Origin of the sequence: Corallococcus sp. CA054B, from assembly GCF_003611625.1 — a bacterium.
In the GTDB taxonomy this organism is placed as follows: domain Bacteria; phylum Myxococcota; class Myxococcia; order Myxococcales; family Myxococcaceae; genus Corallococcus; species Corallococcus coralloides.
This window is the reverse complement of record NZ_RAVY01000263.1, coordinates 1-11,121: the sequence shown is the minus strand read 5'-3', so window position 1 is coordinate 11,121 and position 11,121 is coordinate 1. Positions and strand designations below refer to the sequence as shown.

Genomic DNA, 11,121 nt, shown 5'->3' with positions numbered 1-11,121 from the left:
CGCCAGCCCCTCGCCCCCGGGGGCCGGGTAGGGAAACCGGAGCCTCCCGAGGGCGGGGAGGGGAGAGGCGGTCCCCAGGAGACCAGGCGGGCGTCCCCCAGGAAGCGGGTGCGCCCGGACGGGCGGGCTGGGTATAAGGCCCGTCCAATGGCCGTCCGCTTCGAACTCCTGAACACCGACCCCACCGGCGCCCGCACGGGCATCCTCCACACCCGCAAGGGGTCCTTCCCCACGCCGATGTTCATGCCGGTGGCCACCCACGCCGGCTTCCGCCACCTCGCCATGGAGGAGGTGAAGGAGACGGGGGCCAAGGTCCTCCTCGCCAACACCTACCACCTGATGCTCCGGCCCGGCCCGGAGGTGTTCGAGCGCTTCGGCGGCATCCACCCCTTCATGGGCTGGGACGGCGCCGTGCTGACGGACTCAGGCGGGTTCCAGATCTTCTCCCTGCCGGAGGACCGGCTCATCACGGAGAAGGGCGCGCACTTCCGCAGCTTCTACGACAACAGCCGCCGGCTCCTCAGCCCCGAGTCCAGCATCGCCATGCAGCAGGCGATCAACTCGGAGATCATGATGGTGCTGGACGTGTGCATCGACTCGCGCACGGACGAGGCCGGCACCCGCGAGGCCATGGAGCGCACCCACCGCTGGGCCGTGCGCAGCCTCGCCGCGAAGGAGGCGAAGCCCACGGGCCAGGCGCTGTTCGGCATCGTCCAGGGCGGCGTCCACCCGCACCTGCGCGACGAGAGCGCCGCGTTCCTCACGAAGCTGCCCTTCGACGGGTTCGCCATCGGCGGGCTGGCCGTGGGCGAGACGAAGGTGGAGCGCGACACGATGACCGAGCGCGCCACCGCGTCCCTGCCGCAGGACAAGCCGCGCTACCTGATGGGCGTGGGCACGCCCACGGACCTGCTGGAGGCGGTGCTGCGCGGCGTGGACATGTTCGACTGCATCATCCCCACCAAGATGGCGCAGCAGGGCTACGCGTACACGTTCCAGGGGCTGGTGCGCATCACCCGCACCGTGTACCAGTTGGATGACGGGCCGCTCGACCCTGAGTGCGACTGCTACGTGTGCAAGAAGTACACGCGCGGCTACCTGCAGCACCTGATGCGCGGCAAGCACCACCTGGGCTCGCGCTTCCTGTCCGTGCACAACGTGCGGCACTACCAGCGGCTGATGGAGCGCGTGCGCGAAGGCATCCTGCGCAACGGCTATGCGCAGACGTACCGCGAGCTGAAGGCCGCCATCGCCACGCCCAAGGACCTGAAGGACGAGGCCGCGGCCAGCGCCGCGACGCTGAAGGACGTGGGCTGAAGTCCGGGCGCGTGGCCCTCCGCCCGCCCTCCGGCCGGGTTGTGACGGGCGGCGCGCGAACGGCGGTGCGGCGAGACGTGGCGGGTTAGCCTGCGGTGCCCGGGTCCTGTCGCCCGGTGCACCTCTTCGCCGCATGGACCCGCGCGTCGCCACCCTCCTGAGTCACGTCCGTGCGAGCGCGGAGAACCGGCCCGGCGTGTACCGGTTCTACGGTCCCGCCGGGGAGCTGCTCTACGTGGGCAAGTCCGTGCGCGTGCGCACGCGGCTCCTGTCGTACTTCCGCGCGGACGAGGGCGAGAAGGCCTGGGAGATCGTCGCCCAGGCGCACCAGGTGGAGTGGGAGTACACGGCCAGCGAGTTCGCGGCGCTGCTCCATGAGTTCCGGCTGATCAAGAGCCACCGGCCCCTCTACAACGTGGAGCACAAGCGCGACCGCGCGCACTGCTTCCTCCAGCTCACGCGCGAGGCCGTGCCCCGCCTGCGCGTGGTGGGCCAGCCCGGCGGCGGCGGAAGCGCGGAGTACTTCGGGCCCTTCCACGGCCGGCACACCATGGCGGACGTGGTGCGCGCGGTGAATGACCTGCTGGAGCTGCGCGACTGTCCGTCCGAGACGCCCATGCGGCTGGCGGATCAGATCCAGCTCTTCCCCCTGAAGGACGACCCGCGGTGCATGCGCGGGCAGACGGCGCGGTGTCTGTCGCCGTGCGCGAGCGGGTGCACGACGGCGGAGTACCTGGCGCAGGTCGCGCTGGCGCGGGCGTTCCTCAACGGCGAGTCGGACCGGCCGCTGGTCATCCTGCGCGAGCGCATGGCGATGGCGGCGCGGCGGCTCCAGTTCGAATACGCGGCGGAGCTGCGGGATCGCGCGGAGCGGCTGGAGAACGTGCAGGCGTGGATCGTCGAGCTGGGGCGCACGCTGCGCCGGCTGTCGCTGATCTACACGGCGCGCGGGCACGGCGGGGAGGACCGCACGTACGTGCTGCGGCGGGGACGGATCCGCGCGGAGGTGCCCACGCCCCGGACGCCGGAGGAGCAAGCGGCGCTGGACGCGCGCGTGCGGGACATCTTCGACGTGCCGGAGCCGGAGGCGATCGGCCTCCGCGCGCAGGAGGCCCAGGAGGTGATGCTCGTCGCGAAGTGGTTCCGCCTGCATCCGGACGAACTGGACGCGACGGTGCCTCCTCCGGCGCGGGCCGGGAGCGATGACCCCTTCGAGGAGGCGGCGGAGGCGCGGGCCGCGCTCGCTCGGATGCTGGAGCGCACCGTGGAGGGGCCGGAGGAACGGGAGCCCGACGGTGCCTCCGAGCCGGCAGGGTGATGACGCCGGACATTACCCCTCCGACGGCTGTCATCAGTGGCGCGGGCCCTCGTTGACGAGGCCAGGTCCACGGGTCCTGGAAACACAGGGGTTTGGCGTTCACCCCATGAAGCACGAGCGCTGGCACATGCCGTGCTCATGGGACAGGCATCCCCGCTGCTTCTTCGAGGCCCTGTCCCATGGCGATCTCCTCCCTCTCGCGTCCGTCCTCCAGCCCGTGCGCGAAGCCTTCCCCCGAAGCCGCTCAGGCCCCGCGGAATGTCGTGGTGAAGGTCGTCACCCCGGATGGCAAGCCAGTGAAGACGGTGGACTCCGCGAAGCAGCCCCAGGAGTTCGCGAAGCTGCTGAAGGAGCTGGGCCTGACGAAGGAGGCCCTGCTGAAGGGCGAGGGCGCGAAGTGCCAGGCCCCGAAGCCCACCGGCGCACAGAGCTTCCAGCAGAACAGGAACCGCGACAGCTTCGAGCCGTCCAAGGCCCAGGCCCAGAAGGCCCAGCCCGCACCGGCCCCGACTCCTGCCCCCGCGCAGGCGCAGGGCGCCAAGGGCCCGTCCTCCGGCAAGAGCGCGGATCAGGTGGCCCAGGACATCGCGAAGGAGGCCACGTCCTGGAAGTACGACTACTCGGGCGGCAAGACGTGGGATGCCGCCATGAAGAACGCCAGCACCTTCGACGCGTCCAAGTCCGGCGTCTGCGTGGACATGGCCATCGAGGCCGAGCAGCGCTTCGAGAAGGCCGGCGTGGAAGCGCGAGTCGTCTTCGGCAATACGGACCGGGGCGCCCATGCGTGGGTGGAGTTCAAGGACGACAAGGGCCAGTTCCAGGCCTTCGACCCCACCGCCGCGGCCTGCACCAAGAAGGCCGACGACGCCATCACCCCGTACGACAGTGGCCTCTACGGGTACCAGGGCGTCACCGAGACCCACCAGGCGGTGGGCTGAGGTTCTCCTGCCGCCGCGCTACCGGAGGTTCCGGATGACGCGACAGGGATTGCCGGCGGCGAAGACGTACGGCGGGATGTCCCGCGTCACCACGCTGCCCGCACCAATGGTGGAGCCCTCGCCGATGGTGACGCCCGGGCAGATGATGGAGCCGCCTCCAATCCACACCTTCGAGCCGATGGTGACGGGGCGGCCCAGCTCCGGGCCCTTGATGCGCTCATCCGGGTCCAGGGGATGCGTGGCCGCGTACACCTGCACGCCCGGGCCGAAGGACACGTCGTCGCCAATCGTCACCGGGTTGCAGTCCAGGATGACGCACTGGAAGTTCATGAAGACGCGCTCGCCCAGCCGGATGTGCTCGCCGTAGTCGCAGAGGAACGGCGGCTCGATCCACGTTCCGGCGCCCACCTTGCCCAGAAGCTCGGCGAGCAGGCTCTCACGCAGCGGCAGCTCGTCCTCGGTGGACTGGTTGTAGGTGCGCAGCAGCTTGCGGGCGCGGACCCGCTCGGCCGTCAGCTGCGGGTCGGTGGCGACGTACAGCTCGCCCGCGAGCATCTTCTCTTTCTCCGTTCGTGCCATGCCCGGAAGCGTACTCATCCATTCCCTGGAATGGTGAACAGCCCGCGTCCTGGCGTCGCGGACGCGGGTGACACCGGACGGTGCGGCCAGCGAGGATGCCGGCCATGAGGACTGAGCGGGTCGAGGAGACGCTGGAGCGCATCCGTCGCGAGGTGGAGCGGACGCCGGACGGCGTGCTGGCCTTCGATGGGGACGGCACGCTGTGGAGCGGGGACGTGGGGGACGACCTGTTCATGGCCCTGCTGGAGCACGGCGGCGTGCGCCCCGAGGCACGCGAAGCGCTGGAGCGGCTGGGGGCCCGTCATGGCGTGGAGCCGCATCCGGACGCGGTGACGCTGGCGCACGCGCTGTTCAAGGCGTTCGAGGCCGGGCGGCTGCCGGAGAAGGACACCTACGAGATGATGGCGTGGATCTTCGCCGGCTGGCACGCGGAGGAGCTGCGCGGCTTCGCGCTCGACGTGGTGGCAAAGCGAGGCGTGGCCGGCCGCGTCCATCCGGAAGCCCGCCGCGTGGTGGAGTGGGCCCGAGGGCAGGGCGTGGACTGCTACGTGGTCAGCGCGTCGCCGCGCGCGGTGGTGGAGGCCGCGGTGCGCGAGGTGGGCATCACGCCCGACTTCGTGGTGGCGTGCACGCCGAAGGAGGAGGGCGGACGGCTGCTGACGTCCGTCTTCGAGCCCGTGCCCTACGGCCCCGGCAAGGTGAACAGCCTGAGGCTGCGGACGAACCGGCCGCTCTACGCGGCGTTCGGTGACAACGTGTTCGACCTGGAGCTGCTCGCGGCCTCCCGCGTCCCGGTGGCCATCCGGCCCAAGGCGCGGCTGCGCGACCGCGCGGCGGAGCTGCCCGCGCTGGTGCAGCTGCACCCCGAAGAGGCCTGACGCAAAACGGGCGTGGAGGAGGCCTCCACGCCCGTCTCACTGAAGCCTCCATGCGCCGCTTCGTGGGTGTCCACGAAGCGGCGTCATGTCGAGCCCGCGGCGGTCAGCTCCCCGTGACGGGGACGAACTCAACGCGGCGGTTCGCGCTGCGGCCTTCCGGCGTCTCGTTGGACACGCGCGGACGGTCGGGGCCGAAGCCCTTCGCCTCCAGCCGCGAGCCCGCGATGCCCTGCTGGATGAGGTACGCGCGCACGCGGTTCGCGCGCTGCTGGCTCAGCGTGCGGTTGGCCTCCTCCGGACCGCTGTTGTCCGTATGGCCTTCAATCCGGACGTTCAGCTTCGGGTTCGCCTTCAGGTAGGCCACGATGGCATCCAACTGCCGCTGCTCGTTCTCCTGGAACTCCGACTGGTTCACCGGGAACTGGACGATGTGCCCCAGCGGCGACGTCGTCTCCTCCGCGGGCTTCTCCTCGGGAGTCGGCTCGGGCTTGGGCTGTTCCTTCACGGGGCAGCCACGCTCGGAGGACGGACCGGCCTCGTTCGGGCAGGCATCGTCCTTGTCCGGCACGCCGTCGCCGTCCGTGTCCTTCACGGGGCAGCCACGCTCGGACGACGGACCGGCCTCGTTCGGGCAGGCATCGTCCTTGTCCGGCACGCCGTCGCCATCCGAGTCCTTCACGGGGCAGCCACGCTCGGAGGACGGACCGGCCTCGTTCGGGCACTGATCCTCGCGGTCCACCACGCCGTCGCCGTCCGAGTCCTTGTCCGGGCAGCCGTTGTTCTCCACGGAGCCGGACTCCAGCGGGCAGCGGTCATCCTTGTTCGCCACGCCGTCGCCGTCGTCGTCCTCGTTCGGGCACTGCTCCGGCGTGTGGCTGCGGCCGGTGCGGCAGCGGTCCACGGGCTCGGGCTCGTTCGCGTACGCGATGCCCGCGCCCAACCGGAACGACGGCGTGCCCGGAATGTCCGTGAAGCCGTGCCCGCCGATCGCGAACGCCTCGAAGCCCGCGCCCACCGGCAGCCGCACGCCGCCCAGCAGCTCCAGCGCGAAGTCCGACTCCACGAGCGACTCGGCGGCCTGCAGCGCGATTTCGGCGCGAAGGCCCTTGCCGCGCGTGGCCACCACCACGCCCTGCTCCAGCTCCGTGCCCACGTCGCGGCCGGGCTCGACTTCCTTCGAGCGGATCCGGATGCCCGCGTTGGCGCCCAGCACCACGGGGCCCAGCTCACGGCTCACCGACACGCGGGGCGCGAACTGGAACCCGGCCCAGCCCGCCTGACGGCCGAACGCGTCCGCCGTGCCGCCCGGAATCCCGATGTCCAATCCCAGGCCCAGGAACACCGGCGCGCCTTCCTCGCGCCGCAGCAGCTCGTAGCGCACGCCCAGCTCCGGCGTGCCCAGGCCGAACGAGTCCGGCTCGCTCACGCCCACCAGCTGCTCCGCGCCGTGGCCGCCCTGCGCGATGATGACGGGCAGCTTCGCGGAGAACTCCAACCGGTCCACCGGCGACCACGCGCCGGCCAGCCAGCCCGCGGTGCGGTAGTGGAGGATGGAGCGCTCCAGTCCGTCACTGCCCTGGAGCAGGAGGATGCCGCGCTCATAGTTGACCATGAGGAGCAGGCGGTAGCCGCCCTCGGGGAGCACGCGGCCGGTGTCCACCAGCATCGAGTCCGTCGCCGCGGGCGTGAAGCGCAGGCGCTCCAGGTCCAGCGGCCTCAGTGGGCTCGTGGTGGTCTGCGCGAACGCGGCGGGGGTGACGGCGGTGGCCAGCAGCGCGGCCAGCGCCCAGCTCTTTGCCTTCATGTGCAAGGGGAGATCCATTCGAGAAAAGAGGGAGCGCATGTCTCAGTTCCCCCGGGCCGGGTTCTGACGGCGGCGCGAGTTCCCCCAGGCCGCGAGCGCGGCGAGGAGGGCGAGCGCGGACGTGGTGCCACCGGAGCTGTCGCAGCCACCGCCGGCGATCTCCACGACCTGGGCCTGGACCCGGACCTGGAACGTGCACTGCGCGGTGTTGCCCGCATCATCCGTGGCGGTGACGGTGACCGTCGTGGCGCCCGCCGGGAGGGCGGTGCCGGACGCGGGGGAGGACGTCACCACCGGCGAGGCCGTCACCGCGTCCGTGGCCGTGGGCTCGAACGTGACCGTCTCGCCAGGGGCCGCGCTCCGGGACTCGGGGCAGGTCAGCGTGGGCGCCGTGGTGTCCTGCACCGTCACCTGGAACGAACAGGTGAGGCCCGTGGAGGTCGCGGTGACCGTCGTGGTGCCAATCGGGAACTGCGTGCCCGACGGCTGCGTGTAGCTCACCGGGAGCCCTCCCGCCGGATCCAGGACCGCGGGGTCGTACGTCACGACGGCGCCGTCCGGACCCGTCGCCTCCGCGACGACGTTCGCGGGGCAGGTGAGGGTGCGGGTGACCACGTCCTCCGTCACATCGAGGGTCACGGTCGCGACGTTGCTGTCGTTGGCGCAGTCGCGGACGCGGTAGGTGAAGCTGTCCGTGCCCACGAAGCCGGCCTCGGGCGTGTACACGGGGTTCCCCTGCGCGCCGGTGGTGATCGTGCCGTGCTGCGGCGGGGTGACGACCGTCCAGGTCAACACCTGGCCGGGATCCGGATCCGTGGCGGCCAGGGCGAACTCCAGCGGCGTGTCCTTCTCGATGGTGACCGTCTGGTCCGCCGCCGCCGGAGGCTGGTTGGCGACGACCGTCACCATGCGGCCGCCGGGGATGGCGTTGGCGAAGACGGAGAGCGCGTAGGTGCCCAGCGGCGCGTCGGCGGGCACGGTCACCGTCGCGCGGGTGTCCGAGGTGTTGCTGCTGGGGAGCGTCCAGAGGCGTCCACCCTCGGCGGCCCGCAGGCGCACCAGGGGGAAGTCCGTGGGCGAGTCCGCGGAGTTGCCGCCGCTTCCGCCGGAGATGCCCCGGAACCGCAGGCCCTCCACGACGGTGGGGCAGGCGGCGACGAGGGTCGCCGGGTTCGTCACCGCCGGCTTCCAGGCGGGAAGGGCCCGGGTGTCGTCAAACAGCTGCGCGTTGGTGGGCTCCTGCCCTCCCGCCAGCAGGACCTCGCCCGAGGGCAGGGAGACGGTGATCAGACCTCCCGCCGCCGCGGGGTCCTCGACGTTGGTCCACGCGCGGAGGCTGGGGTCGTAGACCTCCGCCGTGTTGGCGTAGTCGTCGGTCGTGGTGATGCCGCCCGCGACCAGCACCTTGCCGGAAGGCATCAGCGTGGCGGAGTGGAGCCAGCGCGCCTGCGTGAGCGCACCCACGGGCGTCCAGGTGTTGGTGCCGGGCGTGTAGATCTCCGCGGACGTGAGCTTCGTGAAGGCCGCGAGGCCGCCAGCCGCGAGCACCTGACCCGACGGCAGGAGCGTCAGCGTCAGTTCGTCGCGGGCGCCCAGGAGGCTCGCCGCCGGGGCCCAGGTGTCGCTGGCGGGGTCGTAGAGCTCCGCCGAGTTCAGCTCCGCGCCGCCGCCCGTGTGGCCGCCCGCGACGAGCACCCGGCCGTCCTGGAGCAGCACGGCGCGGTGTCCGCCGCGCGGCGTGGCGAGCGCGGGCCCGGAGGTCCAGGTATTTGTGTCGGGCGCGTAGATCTCCACGGTGTCCAGCACGGTGGTGTTGCGCTGACCACCGACGACGAGCACCCGGCCATCCGGCAGGAGCGTGGCGGTGTGCAGGTGGCGCGGGCTCGGCAGGGCCGCGGTGGCCAGCCAGGTGTTGGTGGCGGGATCGAAGCGCTGCGCGCTCTCCGTCGAGATGCCCGCGTCGCGTCCACCGGCGACCAGCACCTGGCCGGAGCGAAGGACGGTCGCGGTCGCGCGCTCGCGACGCTCGTCGAGCGCGGGCGCGGCGCTCCAGCTGTTGCTCGCGCGGTCATACACTTCCACCGCCGCCGAGGAGGCGCCGACCTCACGGCCTCCCGCGACGAGCACCTGACCCGAGGGCAGCAGCGCCACTGCGGGATCCGTCCGGGGCGTGCCCATGGCGCCGGCCGGGGACCACTGGCTCCTGGCGGGGTCGTAGACCTCCGTCTGCGCGTAGTAGGTCAGGCCGGGGTTTCTGGAGTAGCCGCCCGCGACGAACACCTTGCCCGTGGGCAGCAGCGTCGCGGTGTGGTTCTCGCGGGCGACGTTCATCGTGCCCGCGTTGGTCCAGGTGCCGGTGGCGGGATCGTAGATCTCCGATTCGATCTGCGCCGCCGCGACGGTGGAGGCGGAACCACCGGTGACGAGGACGCGCCCGTCGGGCAGCAGCGTGGCCATGTGGCCGTTGCGCGGGAAAGTGAGGCTGCCCGTGGCGGTCCAGGTGTTGGCCGCCGGGTCGTAGAGTTCCGACTGGGTCGTGACGACACCGCCCTCGGTCAAGCCGCCCGCGACGAGCACGCGGCCGTCGGGGAGCAGGGTGCTCGTGGCGTAGTGACGGGGGACCAGCGGGGGCGCGGCGGCGGACCAGGTCCCGGTCGCGGGGGCGTAGAGGTCGGCGCCGGCCACCTCGCCGGATCCGCTGAAGCCGCTCACCGCGAGCACGCGCCCGTCGCGCAGCCGCGTGGCGGTGTGCGCGTTCCGTCCCTGGAGCATCGCCCCGGTGGGAAGGAAGGTGTTGGTCGCGGGGTCGTAGAGTTCCGCGGTGGCGAGCCGGACGCCGCCACCGCCGGTGCCGCCCGCGATCAGGACCTGTCCCGTGCCGAGCAGCGTGGCCGTGGGGATGGAGCGGGTCGAGGACATGTTGCCCGTGCCGGACCAGGCGTTGGTGGCGGGATCATAGAGGCGCCCCCCCTGCGAGCCATCGGTCAGCACCAGCACCCGGCCCGTGGGCAGGAGCACGGCCAGGGTGATGTTGCCCGTGAGGCTGGTGGGGCCCGCGGAGCTCCAGGTGTTGGTGGCGGGATCGTAGGTCTCCGCCGCGCCCACGAAGTCGGCCGAGTTGACGCCATTGACGACGAGCAGCCTCCCGTCGGGGAGCAGGACGGTCGCGTGTTGCGCGCGCGCCGTCGCCATGGAAGCGGTGTCGTACCAGGCCGGCGCCGTCGCGAGACGGGCGTGCGTGGTGCGGATGCCCGCGGGTGCCGCCGGGCGCTCGTTCCCGCCGCAGGACAGAAGGCCCAGGCTCGCGGCGAACAACAGGAGCCTGCTCCAGACAGCGCGTTGTGACCGCATCGATGAAACCCCGATCCGCGAGGGCTGGCGCGAACACGACCGTCGGCCCGCCGCTCGACGTAAACACTCCGGGTTGCGGATTATCAGTGCGCCGGGTGCTGGGGCAATGCGTGAAAAAATCCGGCGCGGTTACCCGTCGCGTGGGTCGTGGATTTTCTCGGGAGGGGCCTCCAGGAAGCGGCGCCACCAGAGGCGGGCCTCCTCGTCGGTGTAGCCGTCCCAGGTGTTGACCTGGGGGAAGGGCAGGAGCCAGGGCTCCAGGAACCGGGCCAGCTCCCGATACGCCGGCAGTGTCTCACCCAGCTTCGTGTCCCCCGCGAGCGGCGCGGGTCCCAGGCTGATCAAGGCACGGCCTTCGGTGAGTTCCTGGACGGAGGTCTCCGGATGCTTCAGGTGCGAGCGGAGCGCCTGGATGCCGCCAACGGTTTCGAGGAGGGGAGGGCCCAGGAAGTTCAGCCAGTGGATGCCGTCAACCTGGAAGCCCATGTCCATGGACGTTCCCGCCGCGGGTACAGCCCAGCCGGGATGACGGAACAGGTCCGCCTTGAGCAAGGGAAGGGCTTTCCAGAATCCTCTCGATGGGGCGAAGGACAACCCGGCATGTGCCGTCGAGAACGGGAGGGCGCCGGCAAGGTCCAGGGCCAGCTCACGCAGCCGTGCTGGGCCCTGCTCGTCGAGAAATCGGAGGGGCACCTGGACGCTCAAGACGCTGAGCATTCGTGCGCTGGGATTGCGCCAGGGCAGCCGGGAGCGATAACGGAATTCGTAGCCGCTCGAATCGGATTCGTCGCCCGTCAGGCGCACGTTGGCGTCGAACCGTCTCCGGGTCAGGACGTCGAACCAAAGGGAGTCTCGCGGCAGGTCGTCCAGGAAGTCATCGGCCGGCGCCGCGCCGAGTCGCTCGCGCAGTTCTTCCCAGACGGCCGGCGCGAGCGG

The 11,121-nt window shown here is 71.5% G+C and carries 8 protein-coding genes; 4 read left to right on the top strand and 4 right to left on the bottom strand.

The window, feature by feature from the left end:
* Positions 1–147 precede the first annotated feature (147 nt).
* The 3 genes from tgt to D7V80_RS37450 all read left to right on the top strand — a co-directional run bounded on the left by tgt (position 148) and on the right by D7V80_RS37450 (position 3,573).
* Positions 148–1,317: a tRNA guanosine(34) transglycosylase Tgt gene (gene tgt, locus D7V80_RS37460; RefSeq protein WP_014397601.1), complete on the top strand. Its 1,170-nt coding sequence runs from the start codon at positions 148–150 to the stop codon at positions 1,315–1,317.
* A gap of 133 nt (positions 1,318–1,450) precedes the next feature.
* Positions 1,451–2,635 (top strand): nuclease, encoded by a 1,185-nt coding sequence (locus D7V80_RS37455; protein WP_120592626.1) that lies wholly within the window; start codon positions 1,451–1,453, stop codon positions 2,633–2,635.
* 179 nt (positions 2,636–2,814) lie between these two features.
* Positions 2,815–3,573, top strand: coding sequence for a transglutaminase-like domain-containing protein (locus D7V80_RS37450; protein WP_120592625.1), 759 nt, complete (start codon positions 2,815–2,817; stop codon positions 3,571–3,573).
* A gap of 18 nt (positions 3,574–3,591) precedes the next feature.
* Here the strand turns inward: D7V80_RS37450 and D7V80_RS37445 are convergent, their stop codons facing one another.
* Positions 3,592–4,152, bottom strand: a complete 561-nt coding sequence (locus tag D7V80_RS37445; RefSeq protein WP_120592624.1) for a sugar O-acetyltransferase — start codon at positions 4,150–4,152, stop codon at positions 3,592–3,594.
* Positions 4,153–4,256: 104 nt separating this feature from the next.
* Here D7V80_RS37445 and D7V80_RS37440 point away from each other — a divergent pair, with 104 nt between their 5' ends.
* The gene (locus D7V80_RS37440) at positions 4,257–5,030 is read left to right on the top strand and encodes an HAD family phosphatase (protein WP_120592623.1); all 774 of its coding nucleotides are present in this window, start codon (positions 4,257–4,259) and stop codon (positions 5,028–5,030) included.
* A gap of 103 nt (positions 5,031–5,133) precedes the next feature.
* On the opposite strand, the gene D7V80_RS37435 is transcribed toward D7V80_RS37440, so the two are convergent.
* The 3 genes from D7V80_RS37435 to D7V80_RS37425 form a co-directional block, all read right to left on the bottom strand.
* A complete protein-coding gene (locus tag D7V80_RS37435) occupies positions 5,134–6,834 on the bottom strand; it encodes an OmpA family protein (RefSeq protein WP_233586019.1) in 1,701 nt (566 codons plus the stop codon).
* Positions 6,835–6,876: 42 nt separating this feature from the next.
* Positions 6,877–10,149, bottom strand: coding sequence for a kelch repeat-containing protein (locus tag D7V80_RS37430; protein WP_120592621.1), 3,273 nt, complete (start codon positions 10,147–10,149; stop codon positions 6,877–6,879).
* 165 nt (positions 10,150–10,314) lie between these two features.
* A partial coding sequence (locus D7V80_RS37425) for a type VI immunity family protein (protein WP_120592620.1) occupies positions 10,315–11,121 on the bottom strand: 807 nt, incomplete at its 5' end.